This is a genomic window from Pseudorhodoplanes sp. (assembly GCA_032027085.1).
In the GTDB taxonomy this organism is placed as follows: Bacteria; Pseudomonadota; Alphaproteobacteria; order Rhizobiales; family Xanthobacteraceae; genus Pseudorhodoplanes.
The window spans coordinates 1,656,519-1,682,815 of record JAVSMS010000001.1; the positions used below are offsets into that span (position 1 = coordinate 1,656,519).

Annotated in this window: 30 protein-coding genes; 15 read left to right on the forward strand and 15 right to left on the reverse strand. The window is 58.8% G+C overall.

The genetic code is table 11. From position 1 onward, the window contains the following. Positions 1-648 precede the first annotated feature (648 nt). The 4 genes from RO009_08025 to RO009_08040 all read right to left on the reverse strand — a co-directional run bounded on the left by RO009_08025 (position 649) and on the right by RO009_08040 (position 5,625). Positions 649-1,635 (reverse strand): magnesium transporter, encoded by a 987-nt coding sequence (locus RO009_08025; GenBank protein ID MDT3684974.1) that lies wholly within the window; start codon positions 1,633-1,635, stop codon positions 649-651. Positions 1,636-1,820: 185 nt separating this feature from the next. Continuing rightward, the gene (locus RO009_08030) at positions 1,821-2,660 is read right to left on the reverse strand and encodes a hypothetical protein (protein MDT3684975.1); all 840 of its coding nucleotides are present in this window, start codon (positions 2,658-2,660) and stop codon (positions 1,821-1,823) included. 8 nt (positions 2,661-2,668) lie between these two features. Further along, the gene (locus tag RO009_08035) at positions 2,669-5,179 is read right to left on the reverse strand and encodes an AAA family ATPase (GenBank protein MDT3684976.1); all 2,511 of its coding nucleotides are present in this window, start codon (positions 5,177-5,179) and stop codon (positions 2,669-2,671) included. A gap of 23 nt (positions 5,180-5,202) precedes the next feature. Then, positions 5,203-5,625 (reverse strand): DUF3775 domain-containing protein, encoded by a 423-nt coding sequence (locus RO009_08040; GenBank protein ID MDT3684977.1) that lies wholly within the window; start codon positions 5,623-5,625, stop codon positions 5,203-5,205. A gap of 210 nt (positions 5,626-5,835) precedes the next feature. Here RO009_08040 and RO009_08045 point away from each other — a divergent pair, with 210 nt between their 5' ends. From RO009_08045 to prs, 4 genes are all read left to right on the forward strand, one after another. Further along, a complete protein-coding gene (locus RO009_08045) occupies positions 5,836-6,060 on the forward strand; it encodes a hypothetical protein (GenBank protein MDT3684978.1) in 225 nt (74 codons plus the stop codon). Positions 6,061-6,215: 155 nt separating this feature from the next. Continuing rightward, entirely contained in the window at positions 6,216-7,523 is a 1,308-nt protein-coding gene (locus tag RO009_08050; GenBank protein ID MDT3684979.1) for a nicotinate phosphoribosyltransferase, read from the forward strand. Next, positions 7,520-8,158 (forward strand): bifunctional nicotinamidase/pyrazinamidase, encoded by a 639-nt coding sequence (pncA, locus tag RO009_08055; protein MDT3684980.1) that lies wholly within the window; start codon positions 7,520-7,522, stop codon positions 8,156-8,158. Before RO009_08050 ends, pncA begins: the two co-directional genes overlap by 4 nt. Before the next feature lie 104 nt (positions 8,159-8,262). Continuing rightward, positions 8,263-9,234 (forward strand): ribose-phosphate diphosphokinase, encoded by a 972-nt coding sequence (prs, locus tag RO009_08060; GenBank protein MDT3684981.1) that lies wholly within the window; start codon positions 8,263-8,265, stop codon positions 9,232-9,234. Here prs and RO009_08065 read toward each other — a convergent pair. Then, positions 9,185-10,150, reverse strand: a complete 966-nt coding sequence (locus tag RO009_08065; protein ID MDT3684982.1) for a hypothetical protein — start codon at positions 10,148-10,150, stop codon at positions 9,185-9,187. The genes prs and RO009_08065 overlap by 50 nt on opposite strands. Before the next feature lie 305 nt (positions 10,151-10,455). On the opposite strand from RO009_08065, the gene RO009_08070 reads away from it, so the two are divergent. After that, complete coding sequence (locus tag RO009_08070) at positions 10,456-11,106, forward strand: alpha/beta family hydrolase (protein ID MDT3684983.1); 651 nt, start codon at positions 10,456-10,458, stop codon at positions 11,104-11,106. Positions 11,107-11,120: 14 nt separating this feature from the next. Further along, positions 11,121-11,795, forward strand: a complete 675-nt coding sequence (locus RO009_08075; GenBank protein MDT3684984.1) for a phosphoribosyltransferase family protein — start codon at positions 11,121-11,123, stop codon at positions 11,793-11,795. A gap of 36 nt (positions 11,796-11,831) precedes the next feature. Here RO009_08075 and RO009_08080 read toward each other — a convergent pair whose 3' ends face one another. Then, positions 11,832-12,134, reverse strand: coding sequence for an NUDIX domain-containing protein (locus tag RO009_08080; protein ID MDT3684985.1), 303 nt, complete (start codon positions 12,132-12,134; stop codon positions 11,832-11,834). A 10-nt stretch (positions 12,135-12,144) separates the two neighbouring features. Between RO009_08080 and RO009_08085 the strand changes: the two genes are divergently transcribed. From RO009_08085 to RO009_08110, 6 genes are all read left to right on the forward strand, one after another. Then, positions 12,145-12,336 carry a hypothetical protein gene (locus RO009_08085; GenBank protein ID MDT3684986.1) on the forward strand — a complete coding sequence of 64 codons (192 nt, stop codon included), beginning with the start codon at positions 12,145-12,147 and terminating at the stop codon, positions 12,334-12,336. Between the two features lie 152 nt (positions 12,337-12,488). Beyond that, positions 12,489-13,052, forward strand: coding sequence for an HPF/RaiA family ribosome-associated protein (locus RO009_08090; GenBank protein MDT3684987.1), 564 nt, complete (start codon positions 12,489-12,491; stop codon positions 13,050-13,052). A gap of 15 nt (positions 13,053-13,067) precedes the next feature. After that, complete coding sequence (gene groL, locus RO009_08095) at positions 13,068-14,690, forward strand: chaperonin GroEL (GenBank protein MDT3684988.1); 1,623 nt, start codon at positions 13,068-13,070, stop codon at positions 14,688-14,690. 9 nt (positions 14,691-14,699) lie between these two features. Beyond that, the gene (locus tag RO009_08100; protein MDT3684989.1) at positions 14,700-15,002 is read left to right on the forward strand and encodes a c-type cytochrome; all 303 of its coding nucleotides are present in this window, start codon (positions 14,700-14,702) and stop codon (positions 15,000-15,002) included. Positions 15,003-15,037: 35 nt separating this feature from the next. Continuing rightward, positions 15,038-15,265 (forward strand): ChaB family protein, encoded by a 228-nt coding sequence (locus RO009_08105; protein MDT3684990.1) that lies wholly within the window; start codon positions 15,038-15,040, stop codon positions 15,263-15,265. Positions 15,266-15,803: 538 nt separating this feature from the next. Then, complete coding sequence (locus tag RO009_08110; GenBank protein MDT3684991.1) at positions 15,804-15,938, forward strand: hypothetical protein; 135 nt, start codon at positions 15,804-15,806, stop codon at positions 15,936-15,938. Between the two features lie 11 nt (positions 15,939-15,949). Here RO009_08110 and RO009_08115 read toward each other — a convergent pair whose 3' ends face one another. From RO009_08115 to RO009_08135, 5 genes are all read right to left on the reverse strand, one after another. Further along, positions 15,950-16,474: an RtcB family protein gene (locus RO009_08115; protein ID MDT3684992.1), complete on the reverse strand. Its 525-nt coding sequence runs from the start codon at positions 16,472-16,474 to the stop codon at positions 15,950-15,952. 12 nt (positions 16,475-16,486) lie between these two features. After that, positions 16,487-16,966 carry an archease gene (locus RO009_08120; protein ID MDT3684993.1) on the reverse strand — a complete coding sequence of 160 codons (480 nt, stop codon included), beginning with the start codon at positions 16,964-16,966 and terminating at the stop codon, positions 16,487-16,489. A gap of 2 nt (positions 16,967-16,968) precedes the next feature. Continuing rightward, positions 16,969-17,169, reverse strand: a complete 201-nt coding sequence (locus RO009_08125; GenBank protein ID MDT3684994.1) for a hypothetical protein — start codon at positions 17,167-17,169, stop codon at positions 16,969-16,971. A 165-nt stretch (positions 17,170-17,334) separates the two neighbouring features. Next, positions 17,335-18,450, reverse strand: coding sequence for a CapA family protein (locus RO009_08130; GenBank protein ID MDT3684995.1), 1,116 nt, complete (start codon positions 18,448-18,450; stop codon positions 17,335-17,337). 20 nt (positions 18,451-18,470) lie between these two features. Continuing rightward, on the reverse strand, positions 18,471-18,929 hold the full coding sequence (locus RO009_08135) for a YbhB/YbcL family Raf kinase inhibitor-like protein (GenBank protein ID MDT3684996.1): 459 nt from the start codon (positions 18,927-18,929) through the stop codon (positions 18,471-18,473). A gap of 113 nt (positions 18,930-19,042) precedes the next feature. On the opposite strand from RO009_08135, the gene RO009_08140 reads away from it, so the two are divergent. Continuing rightward, the gene (locus tag RO009_08140) at positions 19,043-20,062 is read left to right on the forward strand and encodes an MBL fold metallo-hydrolase (protein MDT3684997.1); all 1,020 of its coding nucleotides are present in this window, start codon (positions 19,043-19,045) and stop codon (positions 20,060-20,062) included. A 467-nt stretch (positions 20,063-20,529) separates the two neighbouring features. On the opposite strand, the gene RO009_08145 is transcribed toward RO009_08140, so the two are convergent. The 3 genes from RO009_08145 to RO009_08155 form a co-directional block, all read right to left on the reverse strand. Then, positions 20,530-21,366, reverse strand: coding sequence for a bifunctional allantoicase/(S)-ureidoglycine aminohydrolase (locus RO009_08145; protein MDT3684998.1), 837 nt, complete (start codon positions 21,364-21,366; stop codon positions 20,530-20,532). A 17-nt stretch (positions 21,367-21,383) separates the two neighbouring features. Beyond that, a complete protein-coding gene (locus RO009_08150) occupies positions 21,384-21,881 on the reverse strand; it encodes an ureidoglycolate lyase (protein ID MDT3684999.1) in 498 nt (165 codons plus the stop codon). 108 nt (positions 21,882-21,989) lie between these two features. Then, positions 21,990-23,279 carry a urate hydroxylase PuuD gene (locus RO009_08155; protein MDT3685000.1) on the reverse strand — a complete coding sequence of 430 codons (1,290 nt, stop codon included), beginning with the start codon at positions 23,277-23,279 and terminating at the stop codon, positions 21,990-21,992. A gap of 104 nt (positions 23,280-23,383) precedes the next feature. Between RO009_08155 and RO009_08160 the strand changes: the two genes are divergently transcribed. Next, positions 23,384-24,304, forward strand: coding sequence for a LysR family transcriptional regulator (locus tag RO009_08160; GenBank protein ID MDT3685001.1), 921 nt, complete (start codon positions 23,384-23,386; stop codon positions 24,302-24,304). A gap of 55 nt (positions 24,305-24,359) precedes the next feature. Here the strand turns inward: RO009_08160 and RO009_08165 are convergent, their stop codons facing one another. Continuing rightward, positions 24,360-25,739: a nucleobase:cation symporter-2 family protein gene (locus RO009_08165; GenBank protein MDT3685002.1), complete on the reverse strand. Its 1,380-nt coding sequence runs from the start codon at positions 25,737-25,739 to the stop codon at positions 24,360-24,362. A gap of 187 nt (positions 25,740-25,926) precedes the next feature. Here RO009_08165 and uraH point away from each other — a divergent pair, with 187 nt between their 5' ends. Continuing rightward, positions 25,927-26,280 (forward strand): hydroxyisourate hydrolase, encoded by a 354-nt coding sequence (uraH, locus tag RO009_08170; GenBank protein ID MDT3685003.1) that lies wholly within the window; start codon positions 25,927-25,929, stop codon positions 26,278-26,280. Positions 26,281-26,297: the final 17 nt, after the last annotated feature.

The window sequence follows — 26,297 nt, forward strand, 5'->3', positions numbered from 1 at the left end:
GTGTCAAATGACGCAAAAGCCCGACTCAGATTTTTTCAACCATTGATTGTAGAGAAAGTTACGCGGCCAAGCTGAGTAATCTTTGGCGGCCCGGCTCGCTCGTTGCTTATCTTGGATCAGCGCCGAGCAGCAAACGCTCCTCCACGCGCCGTGATGCCGAATAAGAGAGCTAATACGCAGTTCCCTTCGGCGCGGTGAAAACGCCACGATTACCGCTTATGGCCGCTTTGTGGACAAGCGACGCAGATCAAGAATGTTTTGTGACCCTGAGCGCGTGGCCACTCTGCTTGGTGGGCCAAGCGTCTTGAAGCTCACTCCAAACAGCACCCTTGATGTTCATAACCTGCTTGCTTGCGGCCGCCCAGCCCAAGCGTTTCTGACGCTCGCAAAAGGACTTGTGCTCCTTCAATCTGAACCGTCGTTTGAGAGGGCAGTCGGCAAAAGCATGCGAACGCTGCAGCGGCGGCAAAGGAGCCGGCAGAAGCTTAACCAAAGCGCAAAGTGCTCGTCTCTGGAAGTTCGCCGAAGTTTTGGCGAAAGCGAGCGAGGTGCTCGGATCGCAAAGGAATGCTGAGGAATGGCTCGAACGGCCAGCGATTGGTCTCGATCAGAACCTGCTGATGAGCGTGGACTGCCCTTGCGCGACGTTCAGACGACTACGCGTGAAGCGATCAGAAAATAGACCAGCAGCGAAATCACGTCCTGTATGACCGTGGCCAGTGGACCCGAGCTGAGCGCCGGATCGTAACCTATACGGGCGAAAGACCACGGCAACAAAAGTCCGATCGTGGTGGCAATGCTACTCGCCGCGATCAGCGCCAACGATACCGTGGCAGCAAGCGTGGCACTTGCAAACATGATCCAGATGAGCGGAAAGGCCAAGCCGCCAAGCGCTGCACCGATCAGGATCCCGGTCCCAAGTTCACCAAAAAGCAGGGGGATAAGATCGCCCCCCATCAACGATAGACCTCGCACGGCCACGGCTTCAGATTGAGTACCCACTGCATCGGCAAGATACACCACCGCTGGGATGAGAAACGCGACTGCAATGTGCGCCGCCAGTACGCCTTCAAAACGCGCCATGGTCGCAGTCGCCACAGCACTGCCGCCCATTCCAACGAGGAGCCAAGGTAGTCGGTAAAGGGCGCGGCGATACGGCGGTGCTGTCAATGCGGCCTGCGCCTTCTCCGACTTGCCAAGAATGCCGGCCATGTGATGCAAATCTTCCAGATGTTCGTCACGTAAAATCGACATCATCGCCGAGGCTGAGAGAGCGCCGAGGAAACGGCGATCTGCGTCGCATACGGCAAGCGTCGAGATGCCTGTTTGGATCGCCAGGCTCGCTGCATCTTCGCGGTCGGTTTCGGGAGTTACAACATGGCGCTCAGCCGGCTTAATCAAGGCCGAGAGTGGTTTTTGTGCTTCCGCACTCATCAGCGTGCCAAGGCTAATGATTCCTTCAAACCGACCATCTTCTGCCGTAACGAAGACATGTGATGCGTCATCATAAGTCCTTCCAATCAGGTGCTGCCGGACGGCTGCGGCGCTGTCTTCCAATTTCCCGATCGGCACCTCCGTTACGAGATAATGGCCGACCTGCTGAACTCGCGATGTATCACTGACCGCCCTGGGCATGTGCAAATCCGTAAGGTCTCGGATGGATACAGGGTGATGAAAACGTTATTCCGATCTGTGACGCCGGGATTCTCTCCCGCCGCGGGCCGCCAGCCGCTTTGTTCCAAGTGCATACTTTTCTAAACCAACAGCTTCACTTGGTGCCCTGCCGACATCAGGTCTTTAAGAAAGATGGCGATATCCATTTATGATTCCAACGCGCGGTTCATGATCAAAATTGAGACCCGTTGCCGCGATAACGTTGCCAATGGCGCAAGAATATCGGAGCCATAGCGGCTACGGCTCATAACGAGCATATGAGCATTGTATCGCGATATATCTGACAAAACGCTCGACATCTCAGATGCAGGATCGATGAGTTCTCCGATTCGGGCAGGCACCCCAGCACCCGCAGCAATGGCCTCCAATGACGAGATGCTCTCTCGAAATTTGTAGGCCGGCACCAAGATCAAATCCTGACCGCCGGTGACTGCGATTTCAATCGCCACCCGAATGCTGGGATCATGTAAATTTGCTGCAATTGCAACGACTGGACCACCACGGCCAGCGGCTGGCGGAACCAGCATCACTGCCGCCGGCGTCTCGAACGCAGCCTGGAGCAGATCATTCAATTGCTGAGAAATGAGATCGATCGGATTGCCAGGCTGTGGAATGGCGACAATGTCCTCTGATCCCACACCCGACATGGTGAACGGCATTGCAGTCCGTGTAGCGGAAAAGCTTGCACTGACAGTGCGGTTCTTGACTGATGCCTCGAAAATCCCTTTCAGGCTACTCTCAGCAAAGGAGAGTTCTTTGTGCCAATACGCCACATCGATCGGATGCCACCCCTCACCTAGTGCGCGCAGCTCGCGTAGACCCGGAATATCAGCCAGCCAATCCAGCTCTGCGCCCTGAATAACCTCCGCGGCAAGGTTAAGCTTCAGTTGCTCTGCAAAGCCTGCCGCCGTTTCAATGATGGTGCGATCAACCACGCGGTCCGGCAGTTTGAGAAGCAGTCGCTTGAATGGAAATTCTGCCGTCATTGCCGGGGCTACCCGATATCGGGCACCTTCGTGCTTGCAAAACTCTGGCGGATGCGTGCGAAGGAGCGAAGACGATCTTCAACCTTGCGATTGACGCTTTTCACGGGAAAGGTGCCGTCGTCACCGCGTTCGCCAGCGGCGCAACCGGTCAACAGGGCGATGCCCTGATCGATTGAACTTATGGCATAAATTGCAAACTGCCCCGCTGCACAAGCTCCAACCACGTCTTCCCGAAGCATCAGGTGCTGAATATTGGATCTTGGCATCAATACACCTTGCGTTCCCGTCAGCCCTTTCAATTTGCAGGTTTCAAAGAATGCCTCGATCTTCTCGTTGACACCGCCGATTGCCTGAATCTCCCCGTGCTGGTTGACCGAACCGGTAACGGCAAGATCCTGTCGCAGCGGCAACTCCGAGAGAGCTGAAAGCAGCGCGTAAAGCTCGGCGGAGGAGGCACTATCCCCTTCAACTCCCGCATAACTCTGCTCAAAGACAAGACTGGCAAAAAGGGACATGGGCGTATCGAGCGCGTAGCGGCCTGCAAGAAAACCAGACAATATGAGGACGCCCTTGGAGTGGACCGGGCCTCCCATCTCGACCTCCCGCTCGATGTCGACGAGCTTGCCGGTTCCTGGCCGCACGCGACAGGTAATGCGTGTCGGCCTGCCAAAGCGATACCCGCCTAGCTCCGTCACGCTCAGGCCGTTGATCTGCCCGACCTTGGCGCCCGAGGTTTCAATCAGGGCCACGTCCTGACGAATGATTTCCTGCGTCCGGTCCCGCAGTCGCGAATTGCGGTACTCCCTTTGCCGGATCGCACGTTTGACGTCGTCATCGATGACCGTAGAACGACCCGCCTGCCCGGCCCAGAAGCTACTTTCGGCCAGAACGTCCCGAATTTCGCCGATGGACAGACTCAGTTTGTCAGCGTGATCGGCCAAGCGTGCCGCGTGTTCGATCATGGCAGCAACGGCACCCCGATCAAAGGGCTTCAAGCTGTCCTTCTGCAGAAGTGACGCAATCAACCGCGCATGAACGCCTTCGCTCTCCGATGACCGGTCGACATCATCTTCGAAATCAGCAAGCACCTTGAAATGCTCGCCAATTTCCGGATCAAACGATGCAAGCAGGTAATAGAGCAGACGATCGCCGAACAATACAACCTTGAGATTGAGCGGTATAGGATCTGGTTCCAGAGACACCGTCGTCGTCAAGCCAATGAAGCGGCTAATGTCCTCGATCTTCACTTCGCCTTGGCGTAGTGTCCGCTTCAGGGCCGGCCAACTGAATGGCTCCATCAAGAGGCTGCGAACGTCCAACAAAAGAAAGCCGCCATTACCGCGGTGAAGCGCACCAGACTTGATCAGGCGAAAATTCGTAAAGAGTGTCCCGTGATGGGAAATATACTCGATGCTGCCGATGAGGTTCGCCACGGTTGGATGCAGTTCCTCGACGACGGGTGCACCAACGGCATCTTTCGGCGAACTTACGAAGATATTTACCTCATAGCGGGCGAACGGATTGGCCAACCGTGATTCAACTCCGCCATCGTCTCCTTGCTCGCGCTTGGCGATGAACATTCCGACATTCTCAATAAGATCCGCCCGTACGTCTTCCAGGTGCTGCACGATGCGGGGCAGATCGACAAAAGGTTCTTTTGCCTCCTCGATCGACTGGCCGATCGCAAATTGCGCCGTCTCGCGATTCAGCTTCAGAACTTCATCGCGCCGAAGCTTCTCCCACTGTGGGATTTGCCTTAAAATTTGTTCTAAATCCCCTTCCAAACTGCGAATTGTATCCTGAACCTGCTGTTTCTTCTCTGCCGGCCATGCAGAAAACTCTTCCGGCGGAACCACTTTGCCATTCTGCGCAGGAACAAGAGTGAACCCCAGCGGGGTCCGCAGGATCATGACGCCCTGACTCAAAGCCTTGTCGCGCAGCGCTGTGAATGCCTCACCCTGCTTATTTTGAAAGGACTGATCGAGCGCATTGCGACGGGCTTGATAGTCTTCCCCCTCGAACATCGCGGGAAGCGTGATCTTAAGATCATCAATCAGACGATGCATTGCGTCGTGAAATTCAACTGCTCGACCCCCAGGCAGCTCAATCGCGATTGGCTTATGCGATTCCTTGAAATTGTTGACATAGACCCAATCGCTGGGAGCCGACCTACTTTTCGCCTGGCGCGCGAGGATCGCTCTCACCGTTTCCTGGATTCGCGCGCCGCTGGACCCGATAACGAAGATGTTGAACCCCTTGTTGTCGATTCCAGTTCCAAATCCGATGGCATCGAGGGCCCGCTGCTGCCCCACGGCCCCTTCGAGCGCGGGAAGATCGTTCGTTGTTGCAAAGGAAAGGCCGGAAAGATCAGCTGGCCGATATAGCTGGTGAGGCTGCAATGGCTCACAGCCTGATACTTCGTGCTCAAGAGACTTCCCACTGCCCGGCTGGTTAGCGGGCGGGCTTTTCAACCCATCGGTTTGAGCCGATGCCTTGAGAATATCGGCCTCTAAATCCATGCTCGTTCATGTCCTTAGGCAGATCAAAGCCGGCCCAGTTCAAATTCCTCGCAGGAGCCTCCACACTGAGACAAGCCCTCTTCGAGATGATCCGCAAGAAGCGGTATGCCAAGAAGGTACTGCGCTGTCCGATTGTTATGCGCGCGCGACGCTTCCGCCCTGATGGCCGGCCAATCTGTAAGACTGCCGTCGCCGCGACCAAGCCACGTCAGGGCCACGAGATCAACCTGCTCATCTTCGTTCAACGAGTTAATGAAGCGTGCGAGTTCTTCATATACGGGATCATCTCCACGGTCTTCGAGGACAGAGATCATCGCATCATCGCTCGCATTCGACGAGCTGCCCTCGTCCGTCGCGACATCCTTGGCGTCGAATTCCCGAGCCTTGACAATGATGAAGCACACCTTCTCGGGCGAGATTGTCAGATTTGGTGATATGATGATCATTGGTGTTACCTGCCTGTTCATCTTCACGGATGAAAATACGTCCAAAATCCGCAATCGGTTTGAGATAGGTCAACCAGTGGATGAGATGATGTCTTTGATAGGACTGCAGAATTCCCAGCTCTTGTTTAAACTGACCTTTTTCTCAATGCGAGAAAGCGGGGAATGGTCACCCCTTTCAACTCCAATATCGAATTCTGGATTGGAGGCCCAATGAACGTCAAACTCAGCATCCGCAAAGACAATGAGATTCTGTTTGAATCGATTTACTCGATTAGTGACTCCGACAGCTTCGCGAGCGCCTGTGCCGACGCCTGGGTCAAGCTCCGCGATCGGCGGTTGGGGCAAGCCACCAGTATTGGCGAATATATGGATCGTATGAATCAGGACGTTCTCGAGGAGTTGCAGGGCGCGCAAATATCCCTCACTGGCGCCTGACGGCCCGGTACTTTGTGACATCTGCACAGTGACGCTAACTTTGGCGATGCGGCTTGCGGGTTCGCTCCGGCGAGCCACCCACCCGATTTTATCGACTGGCTTGCAACATGCATTTCGCTACAAGTGCGTTATTGACCGACCTTTACCAGCTCAACATGATCCAGGCCTATCTGGACTATGGCGAGACCAAAACGGCCGTCTTTGAGTTCTTTGTGCGAAAGCTTCCCCGCCGTCGGGGTTTCTTGATGGCAGCCGGACTTGAGCAGGCGCTTGATTTTCTCGAGAGGCTGCATTTCACGAAAGAGGAAATCGACTGGCTGGCGAATACGGGACGATTCAGTGACAAGCTACTGGCTCATCTCTCTGCGCTTCGCTTTACCGGTGACGTGCACGCCATGCCGGAGGGCGAGATTTTTTTCGCCAACGAGCCAATTCTGCGCGTCACTGCGCCGCTCGATCAAGCCCAGCTCGTTGAAACGCGCCTGATCAACATCCTGCATTTCCAGTCGTTGATCGCCGCCAAGGCCGCGCGCTTTGTGCTGTCCGCGCCAGGAAAAATGCTTGTCGATTTCGGCCTGCGGCGAGCGCACGGCGCCGAAGCCGGCCTTTGGGCAGCGCGCGCGAGCTATATCGCCGGATTTGCGGGAACTGCAACGATGCTGGCGGAAATGGCTTTTGGCATTCCCACCTATGGGACCATGGCGCATTCTTTCATTCAGACGTTTGACAATGAAACGGCTGCCTTTGAGTCCTTTGCACAATCTCGCCCAGATAATCTGACCTTGCTGATCGACACATATGACACGGTCACCGGTGCGAAAGAGGTTGTCACGCTCGCGCCGAAGCTCAAGGCGCGCGGTATCACGATTCGCGCAGTACGCCTGGACAGCGGAGACCTTGCGTCTTTGTCCAAGATCGTTCGCCGGATCCTCGACGAGGGCGGCCTCGGCGATATCCTCATCTTTGCGAGTGGAGGACTCGACGAAGATCAAATCCAGAAAATGTTGCAGTCAGGAGCGCCAATTGACGGCTTCGGCCTCGGTACCAACCTTACAACCTCTTCGGATGTGCCTGCGCTCGACTGCGCCTACAAACTGCAGGAATATGCGGGCCTGCCGCGCCGGAAGCGCTCCGAAGGCAAGGCCACCTGGCCCGGCCGCAAGCAGGTCTGGCGCCGCTATGGAGCAGACGGCCGCATGACAGGTGACGTTCTCTCGCTGGAAGACGACCCGCAGAGCGGGCAGCCGCTCTTGCACCTGGTGATGCAGAACGGGCGACGTCTTGGGCGGCCGTCTTTGACTGATATTCGAAGCCGTGCATCGAATAGTCTTCAGCGATTGCCCGAGGCTTTACGCGCACTTGAGCCGGATGCACCCTATCCCGTCGAGGTCGCCGAGCCGCTCATCCAACTTGCGGCCGATGTCGACCGACGCCTCGCTGAGCAAAAGGACATGCGAGGATGACGCAACGCATTCTGATCGAAGAGCGGGACATCCTGCTCGTCGTCGATATCCAGTATGACTTCTGCCCGGGCGGTGCGCTTGCGGTGCCACACGGCGACGAGGTGATCGCTCCGATCAACCATCTGGCTCAACGTCACCGGCATGTGGTGCTGACACAGGACTGGCATCCACCGGGCCATAAATCATTCGCCTCCACGCATCCGGGAAAGAAGCCTTACGAGACTGTCGAGTTGGCTTACGGGCCGCAGATCTTGTGGCCTGATCACTGCGTGCAGGGAACACCCGGAGCGACGCTGCACAAGGACCTCGACATTCCCCATGCTGAGCTCGTCCTCCGCAAGGGTTATCACCGCGACATTGATTCCTATTCGGCTTTTTATGAGAATGACCGCAAGACGCATACCGGACTGACCGGTTACCTGCGCGAGCGCGGCTTTACGCGAGTCTTCCTCGCCGGATTAGCCTTCGACTTTTGCGTTCGCTATTCGGCAGAGGACGCTTGCAGCGAAGGCTTTGACGTTATCGTGGTGGAAGATGCCTGCCGCGGGATAGACGTTGGTGGTTCTGTTGCCGAGACCCGCCGCAGTCTGAATGCGCGGAACGTCGCCTGTGTGGCGAGCGAGGATTTGGCGTAGCGGTGAACAGGTCCGATCCTAAGGGGGTTGATATAACTCAAGGTGGGCCTCGCCGTGACCACCAATGTTGCTCGGCAATGTCCTTATCTTGGTAGTATAAGCGTATGCTTGTCTTTGCGCCCAAAGCCACCCGTGAACTTGGTCAGGCGGTCGCTCAGTCACTTGGGCAGGCGCTAGCCGCCCACGAAGAGCGGGACTTCGAGGACGGCGAGCACAAAATCCGCCCTCTCGTCACCGTCCGGAATGCTGACGTTTATATCATACAAAGCCTGCACAGCGGACCGGACGAGAGCGCCCATGATAAGCTGTGCCGGCTGCTGTTCTTCATCGGTGCGCTCAAGGATGCCGGCGCCGCTCGTGTCACCGCCATTGTCCCCTACCTCTGCTACGCACGGAAAGACCGGCGCACCAAGCTCAACGATCCGGTGACAACACGATATGTCGCCGGGATGTTCGAAGCAGTCGGAACCAGCGCCATCGTGACCCTTGACGTGCACAATCCGGTCGCGTTCGAAAACGCCTTCCGCTGCACAACCGTGACGCTGACCGCCGCGCCGCTATTTGTCGACTATGCGAGGAATTCGTTGGGGGACGAGTCCCTCACCGTTGTGTCGCCGGACACCGGCGGCGCCAAACGTGCCGATCTGCTTCGTGAGGCTCTGGAATCCGCGCTGAAACGCCCGGTTGGGAAGGGCTTTGCGGAAAAGCGCCGCAGCGCCGGCATCGTATCCGGGGATCTTTTTGTTGGTGAGGTATCTGGCACCACTGCGCTTGTGATCGACGATCTCATCAGCACCGGCAACACTCTCGTTCGCGCTGCATACGCCGCGCGTAAGGCCGGCGCCAGCCGTGTGATCGCGCTCGTGACGCATGGCCTATTCATGCATGGATCGGCGGAAGCCCTATCCGATCCGGCGATCGAGCGGCTGGTCGTCACCGATTCCGTGCCGTCGTTCAGGCTTGGGCCTGGACCGGCCCGCGACAAGCTGGTCGTCCTGTCAACTGCCCCGCTTCTTGCGGAGACAATCAGGCGGCTGCACGACGGCAAGTCACTCGAGGATTTGCTCGTTTTTTGAGACATCGTGTGAGTTCGACGGCATCCGCGATCGCAATCCGCAGATAGCTGCGGGCGACACGCGGCCACTTCTCCGGCGTGCGCGGATATGGCTCCAGCAGATGCGCGATGGCCAGTCGGGCTCGAAGAGTGGCGCGGCAGCAGCGATAGAAATTTAGCAATTCTTCCGGCGGCGCAGGGTAGAGCTGTCGCATGACCCGCCGCTTGATGTAGTCGCCGGCCCAGGAGGCCCCCAGTCGCTCGCATTCGACGCTGAGAAATGCAATTTCGTCGAAGGGATCGACCGCGCGCAGGCGGGCGTTGAATTCGAGGCGATCGATGATCTTGACCGGCTTGTTCAGCCAGATGTGTTCGGGTCGCAGATCGCCGTGGCAATCGACGATAGCGTGCCGGCGGACGCGCATCCTCAACATTGCTGCGCGTCGCCGCAAAAATTGGATCTGCGCCGATTTTACGTAGGCGAGTTGTCCGGCCGGTAGACCCAGTGACGGTTCCGTTAAAATACGAAAATTATAAGCAATATTCCACCACCAATCTGCAAAATACTCTTCCGACGTCATTCTCGCCACCGGCGCATGTCGGTAGAAACGAACAAGCAAATCCGCCAGTTGATCAAGTTGCGGATACTTCACGCGCTTATCAATAATTGATTGCTCCATCGTCTGGCTTTCGTCCAGCCGCCGCATCACCACCAGCCAGTCCACGACCGTTCCGTCGCCGCCCAGCGCGAGCCCCGAAGCATGTTGCGTCAACGGAACAACGCCGAGATAGACATCCGGCGCGAGCTCGCGATTCAGCCTGACTTCCGCGCGGCAGGCCGCCTCGCGGCGGGTCAGCGTCGAAAAATCAAGATAAGGGAAGCGAACCGGTTTCTTCAGCTTGTAGACACGATCCCGTGCGAGAAACACCCAAGACATGTGGGTTTCCCGCGGCACAACACTGTCGGTCGGGCGTGGATATGTCGCCGCACAGCTCAGAAACGCAACTTTGGCGTCAAGGGGAACATCGTCGCCGATGGGCCTGTAGTGATGCACATCCGCTCCTTGCCATCCCTGTCAAGCACCAACCCCCGTGGCGCTGCCGAAATAGGCTATCAAATACCGCGGAACGCGAGATCGCTCTTGATCCTCGTCAAAATAACCCAGACGAAGCTGACGATAATGTAAACATGCGGAAAAGTCTTGGCCAAGCGAGCGAGCATTCACGGGAGCCCGTGCTTCCGGTGAAACGCCATGACGTGCGCATTCCGCCGCTTGGACTATCCGGCATCCTGCAACTGCCCGAAGACGCCTATGCACTGGTGATCTTCGCGCATGGTAGCGGGTCGAGCCGTCTCAGTCCGCGCAACACCGCCGTCGCGGATGCGATCAACCGCAACGGCATTGCCACATTGCTTTTCGACCTGCTGACCACCCAAGAAGAATATGATCGCGCTAACGTGTTCGATATTCCCTTGCTGGCCGAACGCCTGATCCAGGCGGTCGCGTGGAGCGAGCAACAGCCAGAGCTTGAACGCCTGCCCATCGGGCTGTTTGGCGCCAGTACCGGCGCTGCCGCCGCGCTGGTAACGGCTGCCAGACTCGGCCACCGAATCGGAGCGGTCGTTTCGCGTGGTGGCCGGCCTGATCTGGCAGATCGTGCCCTCAGCCGTGTTATCACGCCAACGCTTCTGATCGTCGGTGGTTCGGATACCGAAGTCATCGTATTGAACCGTAGCGCTTTCGCTGAGTTGAAGGAACCGAAGGCCCTGCACATCGTACCGAATGCCAGCCACCTGTTCCCCGAGCCTGGGGCGATGGAAGCTGTCATCAAAGCGGCAATCGACTGGTTCGAGACGTACTTGGGCGCAGATGCCCATGATGACAAACCCTGAACTGAGGCTGCGCCATGCCCTTTCACAATCGATCCGACGCCGGGCGCAAACTTGCCGGCGCCCTCGCCCGCTACAAGACGGAGCACCCTGTCATTCTTGCATTGCCGCGCGGCGGCGTGCCAGTCGCCGCGGAGATTGCAAGCGCGCTTGATGCGCCGCTAGACCTCGTTCTCGTGCGGAAAATCGGCGTTCCCACCCAGCCCGAACTGGCCATGGGCGCGGTGGTGGATGGCGGCCATCCGATCGTGGTTCGCAATGAGGACGTCATCGGGCTGGCGGGTATTGACGACACGGAATTCAATGCGGCCTGCGAGCGAGAGCTTGGAGAAATCGAGCGGCGCCGGCAAGCCTATTTGGGCGATCGCGACCGCATCGACATCGCCGGGTGCACGGCGATCGTCGTCGACGACGGGATTGCGACCGGTGCGACGACACGCGCAGCACTTCGTGGAGCACGCGCCCGCAATCCGAAACGGCTTGTTATCGCCGTTCCGGTTGCCCCGACAGACTCGCTGGCGGAATTACATTCCGAGGCCGATGACATCGTCTGCTTGGAAGATTATGCTGTATTCGGCGCGATCGGATTTTTCTACGCGGATTTCCGCCAAGTCACAGATCGCGATGTCATCGAAATACTTGCTCGCTTTCCGCCTCTATCTAGACCTCGCGGCCAGCAACCGGCTGCATGACGAGTTCGCCGCCTCAGCCAAACAGAGACGGATGCCTCAGCCTGAGCGTTTGTACGAGCAAAGCGTTTTCATGTCTGCAACGTGTCCCGCATCTGCCATTGCAGCAAGCTGGCGCAGATCGGATTCCTCAACCGAAGTGTGTTCATGCTCACCGGCAACGCCGAGATCTTTCGCTTTCCGCGGAGCGCCGGAATAGGTCGCGAGGAACAGATGCATACGTTCGGTGGAAATTCCCGGCATGGTCCATGCTATGGACACGGATTCGAGCGATAGAAGGGCAATCCCTGCTTCCTCAAGGGATTCTCGGCGCGCGCAGACTGTGGCGTCGGGTTCGACCAAGATTCCGGCAATGCACTCGCGTGTGATCCCGCCCGTCTATCAGGAAGACTGGTGCGCGAAACTGGCGAATCAGAATTGCGACCTTGCGCTGCGGATTACACGGAAGCACGGCGACGGCGGCGCCGTGGTCCTCGATCTCACGGCGGATGACTTCACCCGTGGCTGGCGGATCGTCGCAACCAGAAAACACGCCCAGCCCTGATATTTGGTCTCGGTGGCAACAATCTCGGTATCCATGTCGATCGGCCCTCGTCGAAGGAGATCGACGCATCGGTGTTTGTTGACCTAGGTCAACACCGTGATCGCGCTTTTGGCCTCTATTTTCGAGCACAGAAGATAAGGCCGAGCGCCCCCATGCAGACGCCAGTTGAGATCGACTTTCAAGGAATGGAACCGGATGCCGTGGCTCGTGCAGCCATTGATGATCATATTGCGGAACTGGAGAATCGTTTTGGTCGAATTACCACCTGTCGCGTAGTGCTGAAGAATCCGGGCCGTCACCACCGGACCGGAGGATTATATGAGGTTAGTATCAGGCTCGCGCTGCCAAACGGCAAGGAAGTGAATGTCTCGCGCACGCCGCCGGCTGACGAACGCCATTCTGACATATCCTTCGCCATCAACGATGCCTTCAAACATGCGCGCCGCCAGTTGCAGGATCAGGTGCGTGAGCTGCAAGGGCAGATCAAAACCCACGACGCTCAGCCGGTTGGCACTATCACCCAACTGCACGACGACTTTGGCTTTCTGCAGACTGAAGATGGGCGGGAAATCTACTTTCACCGCAACAGTGTATTAGAGGACAAATTTCCACGCCTGACACCCGGCACACGCGTCATCTTTGTGGAGGAGATGGGAGAAAAAGGAGCACAAGCCAGTACAGTCAAGCTCCTGGGAAAGCACCGCTTGCGGCCGTAACTGGAGGAGTTTTTCATGCCGCACAAGCATGTCCTGTTCAGGTCAGCCGCCCGTGAAAAAATTCTGCGCGGCGCAACACAACTTGCCGATGCCATCCGCGTCACCTTGGGACCAAAATCGAAGTCGGTGCTGATTCAGAAGAGCTGGGGGGCGCCGATTGTCTGCAATGACGGCGTGACCATCGCCAAGGAACTCGATCTGGAAGACGCCGATGAGAATCTTGGCGTCCAGGTGCTGCGCCAAGCCGCCGAGAAGACCGGCGACTTGGTCGGCGACGGAACCAGTACGGCGACAATCCTGGCCCACGCGATCTTTTCCGACGGGATTCGCAATGTCGTTGCCGGCGCAAGCGCCGTCGATCTCAAGCGCGGCCTGGACCAAGGTGCCAAAGTCGCCATCGACACGCTCAAAACTCTCGCGCGCCCAGTCAAAACCCGCAAGGAGAAGGCGCAAGTCGCCACTATCTCCGCGCACAATGAAACGGATATCGGAGAGCTTGTCGCCGACGCCATCGAGAAGGTCGGGGACGACGGCGTCATCTCGGTCGAAGAATCGAAAACCACGGAAACAACCCTCGAAGTCGTTGAGGGCATGCAGTTCGATCGCGGTTTCGTATCTCCCTATTTCGTGACGGATCCGGAGCGGATGGAGGCCGTTCTGGAAGACCCGTTCATCCTCCTTTGCGACCGCAAGATCGGCAATCTGCGCGACATGCTGCCCCTGCTGGAGCAAGTTGCCAAATCAGGGCGACCGCTTCTGGTCATTGCCGATGATATCGAGGGCGAGGCTCTGGCCACGCTCATCGTCAATCAGATCCGCGGCGTCCTGAAAGGGTGCGCCGTCAAGGCGCCGGGTTTCGGGGATCGCCGCAAAAGCATCCTGGAGGACATTGCGATTCTGACCGGCGCGCAGCTTATTTCCGAGGATATCGGTATCAAGCTGGAGAGAGCGACCACCGACCAGCTCGGGCGTGCTGCCCGCGTCGTGATCAACAAGGAAAACACGACCATCATTGGCGGCAAGGGGCAACGCGCTCAGATCGACGGCCGTGTGCAGCAAATTCGTCACGAGATGGAAAAGTCCACAAGCGACTACGACCGCGAAAAGCTGCAGGAGCGTCTTGCCAAGCTCTCAGGAGGGGTGGCAGTAGTCCGCGTTGGTGCACCGTCGGAAGCCGAAATGAAGTCGAAGAAGGAAGCGCTTGATGATGCCATCCATTCGACAAAGGCCGCGGTTGCGGAGGGCGTCGTTGCCGGCGGTGGGCTTGCCCTCCTGCGCTGTATCGCAACAGTAGCGCGTGAAGAGCAGAATGCCGATGGCGACGAGAAAACCGGCTTGCAGATTCTCAAGCGGGCACTTGACGCCCCCGCCCGGCAGATCGCCGAGAATTCCGGTGTCGATGGCGGCGTCGTTGTCGCCCGCATGACCGAAGGCAAGGACTCCTGGGGTTTCGACGCCGCACGCAAGCAATATGTCGACCTGATCGATGCAGGCATCATCGATCCTGTCAAGGTCGTGCGTATTGCACTTGAGAATGCGGTTTCCGTCGCAAGCGTGCTGTTGCTGACGGAAGCAACCATGACAAATATTCCGGAAAAGCCGAAGGAACGGACGAGCGAGCCGGAGATGGCCCTTTAGGATCGTGCGATGCATGCTGCCGGACGAATGCTGTTTCTTGCCGGACTCCTCTTCTGGCCGGCGATTCCCCAGGCTGCAGAACCGCCGAGGATCGTGCGAGTTTGCGCGAGCTGCCATGGTCTCGATGGGGTCGGCCAGAACGTGGACATTCCAAACATTGCCGGCCAGTCCGGCATTTACTTAAAAAATCAGCTTCGCGCATTCCGCAACGGACAGCGCAGACACCCGCAGATGACGATCAGCGCCGAGCAGCTAACTGATCGCGAAATCGATCAAATCGTGACGCACTACGCCCTGATGCCAGCGCGTTAGCTCGTTTTACAGCGCCGATCATAAAAGGCTCCGCCATGCCCTATCGCACCAACGAGGACCTGCCTGTTCCGGCGCAGCGGCACCTGCCACCGCAGGCCCAGGACATCTATCGCGAAGCATTCAATCACGCTTTCGCGGCCCATGTTGGCGAAGGAGACCAGGAGGAGAGAGCGCATCGCATCGCCTGGGCTGCGGTCAAACGTTCTTATGTCAAGGTTGAAGATTCCTGGGTCAGGAGAAGTGGCCTGGACGACGCAGGGTGAGTTTAGCAGGGACGATGATTTTGACCATGATCAATGAGGACCCTGCAGTGACGACCAAAGTAGCGGTGTCATTTATCGAAGGGATCACGCCATGTTCAATAGGTTCAACCTTCTGACGACTTTCTTTCTTTGTCTTGCCGTGTTTTCGAGCGGAAACACTGCGTCAGCATCATCCGTCCCGACCAAACCAGAAGCGGCACCAGTAAATGCGACGGCCATAGCAACTCCGGACGAGTTCTCCTCATCCTGGCGTGGGCGACGGAATACGGCGATTGCCCTTGGCATTGCTGCCGGCGTTCTCGGAGCGGCCGCTTTCGGTGCGTACCCCTACTACTATCCGTATCCCTATTATGGGTATTATGGGCCAGCCTATCCCTATTATGGACCTGCCGCCGTCCATGTTCGGCCACGCAAGGTTCGCTGCTGGGTCTATGATCCTTATCGCGGCGTGCGGTACCGGACCTATTGCTACCGTTAGTCAGCAAAACATGAGCTGCTGCCGGTTTTCAGCCGGCTGCAGGCTTTTGCCGAGAGCTGATTGTCAACCCTTGATGCAGATCACCGGCTTGAGGCGCGCCACACGCCGTGCGAGGCCGGCGTGTTCGGCCGCTGCCACAACAGCACCGACATCCTTGTAGGCGCCCGGCGCTTCCTCGGCGACGCCACGCGTTGATGGGCTCCTGATCAGAATTCCCTCCGACGCGAGATCATCGATGATTTTGCGTCCGCTCCACTGCTTGAGCGCAGCATGACGCGACAGCGCACGCCCGGCCCCGTGGCAGGCCGACGAAAAGGCTTTTCGCTCGCTGCTTTCCGCGCCCACCATAATATATGAGCCGGTGCCCATGCTGCCGCCGACTTTCTGACGGGAACGATGTCAGCGATTGACAGGCCCGTCAGCATCGTGCGCACGCCACATGAAATATCGAAGCCGACGCCGCCCGCGGAAACAACGCCGCCTTGCTCGGCGTCGAAGGCCGCAACGCCGCCAATCGGAAATCCATAGCCCCAATGAGCATCCGGCATGACGTAGCAGGCTTGCACGATTCCCGGCAGCTTGGTGACATTTACAGCCTGCTCATAGACCTTGTCATCCATATCGCGAATGAGATCCGCGTCGGCATAAAGGATCGCCGGCACACGCATCGCTCCGTGCGGTTCGATCTGCCATGTGTATTCATCAATGCGGTTGAAGCGGGCAAAATCCATCGCCGTTCTCCGCTAAACATCCACGATGCAGCCAGCGCTCCATCGGCCATCGGCGTCTTGTGCAACCTTCAGCGCCGTGTAGGTGGCACCTTTCGGCTCACAGGCCGGAGCATGTCGTGCCACGTCCACGGGCTCGCCCCACAGCGTACCCCTGAGCCGCTCGCCGTTGATCGTGACGTCAAATCGGCCAAATAGCGCTTTACCAACTGCCATTTCATAGATGATCGCGTTCAGCCATTCGACAAACAAAAGCTCAAGATCAGGCGCTTCGCAGGCCACCTTCACCGCCACACGCGGCTCCACCGGCGCGTGCGTAACCACCGCCATCAGCGCCAACGCTGCATGCTCAAACGCTTCCGCGGGAGTTGCACCCCATCCGCGCACGCCGATATCAGCATCATGCGGAAACAGCTCCCACCGCGACCCGCCTTCTTGGTCCGGGGTGAAGCCGTTTATGGCACCCGTCTCGCCCATATCGATATATGGATGCACAGCTAACGCGTATATTCGGCTTCGTCCTCATCCATCGCAAGTATGTCAACAATTTGCGCCGCCGCCTCACTGAGCTGATATCCGTCCTTCGCCAAGATATCGCTGTCACCTGCGAGCCACATGGCAGCCGCTTCAAGATCGACGAGCGACGGTTTCAGCGCCAGAATCTCAATAATTTTATTATCGTCGATGTCGCCGAGCACGGCTTTGATTTCGTCCCGAGTGACAGTCATGGTGAAAACCTCACTCCTTGGATACGCATGCTGTGTTTAAGACAGCCTAAGTATCAATTTCTTCCAACAATGGGCCGCATCGGCCTTGATTTGCCTCAATCGTTCCTTGCGGGATTGGTCGTTCGGTGTCCTATCTCATTGATCTGCCAGCCAGGCTACGGCCAAGCGACTCTCTCCAGTGGTTGCTACACTAGTGCCGAAGGGGCGGCTTTCGCGATCCAGCGTCTGCCATACCCAGTCGACATCCTCGCGCGACGGGCGAACAAGCCGGAATTGCCGGATCTGAAGAGGAACAATTTCAAGCGCCGCCAGCTTCCCGCTTCCTGGCTCAAGGTCCACGAAATACATCAGCGCGAGATCATCGCGGTATTGCTCGTATGCCGAAATACCCTCGTAATCGTTCAGAAAATCGCCGCAGCCATACAGGATCAAACGTCCACGATAGACTTCAATCCCCTTGGCGTGATGCGAAGAATGGCCGTGAACGACGGACACCTTCCCGTCATCAATCAACGCATGGGCGAAACACTGCTGCTCTCGCGGAATGTCGTAGCCCCAATTAAGCCCCCAATGAATAGAGACAACAACAATATCACCGGGCCGTCGCGCCTGCGCAATTTGCTCGCAGAGCCGCACGGCGCTCGCCTCCGACAGGTCCGCCAAGAAATTGACACCAGGGACATTTGATGTCGCGGCCCAACTGCGCGGCACTCCGCTCTCCGGCAAAGCCAGTGAAATCACCAGCACGCGCCCCTTACCGGAGATGCCGATAACCGCTGGTGCAGCTGCGTCCCGCAAATTGCGCCCTGCACCCGCTGTCTTGATCTGCAGCCGCTCCAGCCTCCTCAAAGTGTCGATCAGGCCGGCCCGGCCCCAGTCGAGCACATGATTGTTTGCGAGCACGCAGCAATCGATGCCGAAAACGGAAAGACATTCCGCGTTTTCGGGGCTCATGCGGTAATTGATTCCCTTTGGCGCAAAATCCTCGCATCGTGTAATACTGGTTTCGAGATTGATGATGCGCGCATCCGGCCGACTGCTTTTTAATTCGTCGAGCGCCGTGCCCCAGATATATGACGGCGCGACGCCTCTCGGAATCGAACCATGCGCAGCTTCGGTGAGTTCCACATAATCGAGCGCCGACTGTACATAGCTTTCGTGCAGACGTGGATCGCAGGGACACGGCAGCACCTGATCAACCCCTCGGCCCGTCATGACGTCACCGCAGAGAAACAAGCGAATGCGCTGCATCGCAAGCCCCCGGCGACAAGCTATCGCTTATAAGTACCGACGAGGACGGCCTCGGCGAGCACATACTTGTGCGCTTCCCGCGCGACGTCACGGCAGGTCGCATGGCCGCGCAAATTGAGGTGATCGACCGACAGCGCCAGCAGGCGGAAGTGATAGCGGTGCGCCCCGTGCCCATGCGGCGGACAGGGCCCGCCATAGCCGGGCCGATGAAAATCGTTGATCACCTGCTTCAAGCCCTGCCCGCCCGCATGTGCCGAGGCGTTCGCCAACAGCGCCGTCTGCGTCGCCGGGATGTCGTAAGCCGCCCAGTGATGCCAAGTTCCCGCAGGCGCGTCCGGATCGTCGCAGAGCAGCACGAAGCTGCGGGTTTCCTGCGGCGCACCGCTCCATTCCAGCGGTGGCGACAGATCCTCTCCATCGCAAGTGAAATCGCGCGGGATCGCGGCGCGGGCGGCAAAGGCACTCGAGCTGAGTAACATGACACAACTCCTAGCAATTGAAGTTTGCCGCCTTCCCCGCCGCATGGATTGATATGGGTCAAGATCGCATGTGAATGTCCGGACGTAGTCTTGGTTCACCTGGAGCTTTTACCATGCGCGCCCTGCTCCATTCCACGCTCGTGAACGGGCGGACCGGCGATCCGGCGCTTTATATCGAAACGCTGTTCGAGCAGGGTGCGATCCTGTTCGATCTCGGCGATATTTCAGCGCTGCCGCCGCGCAAGATCCTCCGCCTGGAGCACGTCTTCGTCTCCCACACCCATATCGATCACTTTGTCGGCTTCGACCAGATGTTGCGCGTATTGGTGGGCCGGGAAAAACGGCTCAGCTTGTACGGCCCCGATGGTTTTATCACGCATGTCCGCCATAAGCTGCACGCCTATCATTGGAATCTCGTTGACCGCTATTCCAGTGACCTCGTTTTCATGGTCACGGAAATTGACGCGTCATTTTCCACGCGGACAGTGCAGTTCCGCTTCAAAACCGGCTTTGCCGAGGAAGCGATAAGCAAGGGCCGGCTCACCTCCGGTATCGCGCACCAGGAGGCAGGCTTCCGTGTCTCCGCTACGGTGCTCGAACACGGGACGCTGTGTCTTGCATTCGCCGTGGAGGAAGACGCCCATATCAACGTCTGGAAGAATCGCCTCGCGGAGCTCGGCCTGCCGGTTGGCCCCTGGCTGCGCGTGCTCAAGCGTGCGGTGATCGAGAACAGATCCGATGATTATCTGCTTCGCATCACAATCCGCGGCACGCCGCCGTGCGACATGCCGCTTGGGGCGCTGCGCAGCGCGGTCACGGTTACGCCGGGGCAAAAGGTCGCTTACGTCACTGACGCGGCCGACACCAAAACAAATCGCGATGCGATCATCGCGTTGGCGCGGAATGCCGACATTCTGTTCATCGAGGCAGCCTTCGCAGCAGAAGACACTGAACTTGCAGCCGAGCGCGCGCATTTGACCACGACGGCCGCCGGTGAGATTGCGCGTGCAGCCGATGTACGGCGTGTCGAGGCGTTTCATTTCTCACCCCGCTACGCCGGGCAGGACGAGCGGATGCTGAACGAGGTCCGCGCGGCGTTTGCCGACTCACCCTGCGCAGGCAGCGTTGCGTGAAAGGCTGGGCTACACCGCATTGCAGGCGCTGAACGAGTTCTTGCTAATTATCGCCTGCTCCGGGCCCGACCAATCCCGCGAGTGTCGCACGAGCGCAAGTTAGATATCTGGGCCTGCTCGATCGCAACGGCATCGCGGGTGCCGTCCTGGTTCAGCCGAGCTTCCTCGGCACGGACAACAGCGCCCTGATCGAGGCGACCGCGGAGGCACCAGACCGGCTTGTCGGCGTCGCCGTCCTTTCGCCGATTGCAACACTCGCCGAAATGAAGACATTCGCGCCGCTGGCATCGGCAAAGAAAATTGATCGACCGTCGCTTACCCAACCACCATTCTCGTGCTCACGGCCAACCGACAGCGCCGTCTCATTGCATTGAACCTGACGCGATTCAATTGAGTCGGACTTACAAGTCCCCGCAGACTGGTGCCGCATGCGCACCCGACACGTCCGCCGGCCGCACTCCCTAAATCTAGATCTGGCTCTGCAGCTTTAGCCGCGGGTGCCGATTGACATCCTTGTAAAGCAGGTAGCGGAAGCGGCCTGGACCTCCGGCGTAGCAGGCCTGCGGGCAGAAAGCGCGCAGCCACATGAAATCGCCGGCCTCGACCTCGACCCAATCCTTGTTCAGGCGATAGACCGCCTTGCCTTCGAGCACATAGAGACCGTGCTCCATGACATGGGTTTCCTCGAAGGGGATCGAGGCGCCCGGCTCAAAGGTGACAATGGTGACATGCATGTCATGCCGCAGATCCTTCGGGTCCACGAAACGCGTGGTCGCCCATCGTCCCTCAGTGCCGGGCATGGGGTCAGGCGCAATCTGCATCTCGTTGGTGACAAGCACCGGCGGTGCGGAGAGCCCGGCGGCGGGTTCATAGTGTTTGCGGATCCAATGAAAGCGCGCCGCTGTCTCCTGCAGATTGCGCAGCGACCAGGCCGTCGCTGGTGGCAGATAGGCGAAGCCGCCGGGCGCCATGACGTACTTGTTGCCGGCGGCTGACAGCTCGATCTGGCCCTCCATGACGAACAGCGCGGCTTCCGCATGCGCGTCAGGCTCGGGCCGGTCGCTTCCGCCGCGCGGACCAACTTCCATGATGTATTGTGAGAATGTCTCGGCGAAACCCGACATCGGACGCGCAATGATCCAGGCGCGCGTCTCCTCCCAATGCGGCAGGCAGCTCGTGACGATGTCGCGCATCACTCCTTTTGGGATCACCGCGTAGGCTTCGGTGAAGACCGCGCGGCCGGTCATCAGCTCGGTCTGCGCCGGGTGGCCTCCATGGGGGGCGTAATAGCTCCGATCGCTCATCACTTTGTTTCCTTGCATCAAGTTTGCGGCACGAGGTGCAACATCTGCTCCGCGTCGAGCCATATCTCCTGCAGATTGCGTCCCGGCCCCGCGCGATCGACGACGATGAATCGCTCGTTGTCGGTCATGACCAGCAGCGGATGGTGCCAGACGCCTTTCGCGTAGTTCACGCCCTGCCAGCCGGTCGCGAGAAAGGCGCGGTAACTATCCCGGTCAGCAGGATCGGTGCATACCAGCACCAGCCAGGGCGCCTCCTGCAGGGGAAAGAAGAGCTGCGTTCCAAGCGGATGGCGCTCCATCATGCTGATGGCGATAGGCCGTGGCCGCGCACGCGCGGTGAACAGCGATATGTTGACCGACCCGCCCTCGTCCGTAACGTCGATTTTTGCCAGATCGTTGACGCGGCGGGCAAACCCTTGATTGATGTCGATCCATTCGGCCCCTTCCGCATCGACAACATCGCCGAAGCCCGCGAAGGCTGCTCTGGTCAGCGGCTCAATGTCGATCGTTTGCATGCGAACTCGGCGTTTCATCCCTTCTGCACCCTAACCGCGGATTCGCAGCTTTGCCAACGAGACTGCAAAGCTCGCACTTCGTCGCGGGCCGTCTGCAGGATGCCGATGCTATTGGATGGCACCATTCCCGTGAATACTGATTGCGTCCCGCACCTGCGCTTGCCGGTTTTCGGCAGACGCGCCGCGGAGCCATGCGGCAACAGCCTGCCGCTCCTCGACCGGCATCTCGGTGATGTTGTTGGGCGGCATCGCATGCGTGAGAACCGCATGCAGCCATATGGCCTGGGCCTGGCGCCGGATCGCCTCTTCGGAATCGAGAATGACCCCTTTCGGGGCGACGTGGATGCCGTCCCAGGCTGGTTCTGCCGCATGGCACATGGAACAACGGCTGACGATGATGTCCACGACCGGCGCCGGCGGCGCAGATAACGAACTGGCCGTCTTCGACTGAACGATGCGCCGCAAATCGAAATAGTCGCGTGCCAAGGGAGAAACCGCGATCACAGCCGCCACCGCGGCGCCCATGGCCAGGGCGGCCGCACCAAGTGCCCACCAGGGCGACCGCGCATGATCGGCATGCCGGATATTGTAGAAGTGACGAATCAGCGCCCCCGCAATCAGCACCAGCGCCACAAGCAGCGGGATCAGCGCCGCGTTTGCGTAGGTCGTCGGATAGTGGTTCGACAACATGAGGAACAGGACCGGCAGCGTCAGATAATTGTTGTGCGTCGAGCGCTGCTTGGCCTGCTTGCCGAGCGCAGGGTTGGGGGAACGGCCGGCCACCAGATCCGCGATCACCTTTTTCTGGTTCGGGATGATGATGAAGAAAACATTGGCGGTCATCAGCGTGGCCATGAGCGCGCCGGTATGGATCAGCGCGCCGCGGCCGGAAAAGACCGAAGCAAAGCCCCAGCTCGCAGCGACCATAAACGCAAATCCGATTCCTGCCAGTACGGCGTCATTCTTTCCCAGCGCGGATTTGCAGAGGACGTCATAGGCCAGCCACCCGACGGCAAGCGATCCGATGCCGATGAGGCCGGCGACGACTGGTGTCAGTTGCATGACGGAGGGATCGATCAAATAGAGCGACGACTGGCCGTAATAAATCCAGACCAAAAGGAAGAACCCGGATATCCAGGTCCAGTAGGACTGCCATCTGTGCCAGGTCAGCTCCTCCGGTATACGTTCCGGTGCGACCAGATACTTTTTCATTTCGTAGAAGCCGCCGCCGTGGACCTGCCAGGCCACACCTCCCACCTGCGCCGGAAGCTCGGACGCTTTGCGCAGCGAGGCGTCGAGATGCATGAAGAAGAACGAGGATCCGATCCACGCGATAGCGGTGATCACGTGCAGCCACCGTAGCAGCAGCCCGCCCCATTCCAGCACATAAGCGTCCATGCGCCTTTCCTCCGCAGTCCTTTCAGCCTAGTCAGGAACGCGCCCCTTGGCCCCCCTTGAAATCGAGAATATTTTCAAAATAATTCGAGCAATTGGAGGCGGCAATGTCAGCGGCCCTTGAAAGCATCCGGGTATTCATGCGGGTGATGGACAGCGGAAGCTTTTCCGCAGCCGCGCGCACGCTGCGCATGTCCGCAGCCGTCGTGAGCTATCGCATAAAGGTCCTGGAGGACCATCTCGGCTGCCGTCTGTTCATCCGGACCACGCGGCGAATGAGTCCAACCGAGGCCGGCCGCATATTCTACGAACGGTGCCTCGACGTCGTGGAAGCGATGGAACGCGCCGAGGCAAGCGTGGCGGAAACTGGCGCCAGGCCGCGCGGAACCCTGAAGGTAACGGCGCCGCTCGGCCTCGGCCGGCGGATTGTCGGGCCGATGGTCGCAGATTTCCGGACGCGCTATCCGGAAACTCAAGTCTGGCTGCGGTTGTCCGATCATCTCCTCGACCTTGTCCAGGAATCCGTCGACGTGGCGATCCGCATGTCGCAATTGCAGGATTCCAGCATGACGCTGCGCAAGATCGCCGATGTGGAACGCATTCTTTGCGCAGCTCCGAGCTATCTCGAGCGGCATGGCACGCCAAAAACGCCCGACGATCTGTTGCAGCATGTCTGCCTGCTGCTCCGCTTTCCCGGATCTCAGCAATTCCGGTGGACGCTGACAGCCAGAAAGAAGACCGTAACATTACCGGTCTCCGGACCGATCGACGCCGATGACGGTGACGTGCTGACGGAATGGGCACTCGCCGGTCAAGGCATCGCGCTCAAACCGGTCTTTGAAATTGCCGAGCATCTGGCGACGGGACGGCTTGTCCCGGTCCTGCGCGACTATCGGCCTCAATCAGCCACGCTCGGCGTGCTCTATCCCAGCCGCCGGATGCTGCCAAAGCGCGTCAAGTCATTTGTCGACACGACCGTCGAACGTCTGCGCGCGCACGTCAAAGAGCAACTGCAGATGTGGCGCTGAACGCAACGGCACGCGGTCGGCAGACAGGCCGACCGCGTGCCGCCACCGGTCCAGCTCAGGCGTGCTCGCTGGCCATCGCCGCCTTGGAGACATCGGACATGGCGTTCTCCTCGCTGCCCGTGCCGTTGTAATAGAGATTCAGGAGGAAGGCCGAGATTGCGGCCAGTAATATTCCCGAATGCAGCAACGGCGCGAGCGCCGGAGGCATGGACTGGAAGAACTTGTCCGACACCAGCGGGATCATGCCGAATCCGACCGAGATCGCCACGATGAAGAGGTTTTGCCGCTTTGTCGCGTAGTCGACGGCAGACAGAATTCGGACGCCTGTTGCCGCAACCATGCCGAACATGACGATGCCGGCGCCGCCAAGCACGAAAGTCGGCACCGCTTCGACCAGCGCCGCGAGTTTCGGGGTTAGTCCGAGCAGAAGCAGAATGCCGCCGCCCATCACGCAGACATATCTGGACCGGATCCCGGTCACGCCGACGAGCCCGACATTCTGCGAGAACGATGTATAGGGGAAGGTATTGAAGATGCCGCCGACGATCGTTCCCAGACCGTCGGCGCGCAGGCCGCGCGTAAGGTCGTCACGGGTGATCTTGTGCCCGGTCATTTCGCCCAGCGCGAGGAACATGCCGGTTGATTCGATCATGACAACGATCATGACCAGGCACATGGTGATGATCGAGACGATATCGAAAATCGGCATCCCGAACTGGAACGGCAGCACGACGCCGACCCAGGGCGCCGCGGCGACCTTGGCAAAGCTCATCTTGCCGAGCAGCACGGCCACAACGGCACCGATCACGATTCCGAGCAGGACCGCGATATTGGCCCAGAAACCCTTTCCGAACTTGGTGATCGCCAGAATCACCAGCAGCACGAAGAAGGCCACGCCGAGATGCAGCGGGTGGCCGTAATTCGGCATCGACGGCACACCGCCGGCGGCCCAATTGATCCCGACACGCATCAGCGAGATGCCGATCACAAGGATGATCGTGCCGGTCACCACCGGCGGAAAAAATCGCAGGAGACGGCTGATAAACGGCGAGATCAGGAACCCGAAGGCGCCCGCGGCGATCACCGACCCGTAGATCACGTTCAGGGTCGCGCTGCTCGGCGCACCGGCCGCCTTGCCGGCGGCGATCATTGCCAGCATCGGCGACACTGAGGCGAAGGTTACGCCCATCATGACGGGGAGCCGGATGCCGACGCCCGGAATTCCGAAAGCCTGGATCAGAGTGACAACGCCGCAGGCGAAAAGATCGGCATTGATCAGGAACGCGATCTGTTCGGGCGTGAGCTGGAGCGCACGTCCGATGATCAATGGAACAGCGACGGCCCCCGCATACATGACGAGGACATGCTGCAACCCAAGCGCCGCCAGTTTTGGCGCGGGCAGAACCTCGTCAACTGGGTTCACGGCTTTTGACATGAGATAGCCTCCTTCTGGTGCGTTTCCTCGGCGCCCTGATTTTTCTTTTAACTATACTGGCGCCGACCCCTGCCATTATGCGCGTTCTTAACGATCAGCTTCAAAATTATTAAGAAGATCGTCCTCGCCTTCGCCTGTTACATCTCGCCATCGCCTCAACGTTAAGCGGCGCAGGAAGAGCACCACGATGGGACGGCTATCGACTCATGTCCTCGATACGATGCAGGGACGACCGGCCGCGGATGTGCTCGTCGAGCTCTTTCGTCTCGATAACGGTAATAGCGAGGTCGTGGCGACTGTCCGTACGAATGCCGACGGGCGGACCGCTGAGCCCCTCATGCATGGACCGGACTTCCGGACCGGCTCCTATGAGCTGCATTTCCATGTCGGGGATTATTTCCAGCGTGTGACGAAGAACGCGTCCAATCCCCTGTTTCTTGATGTCGTGCCCATCCGATTCCGCATCTCCGAGCCGCAAGGCCATTATCATGTACCCTTGCTTGTGACACCGTGGAGCTATGCGACCTACCGGGGCAGTTGACGCTGAGGAACACCTGA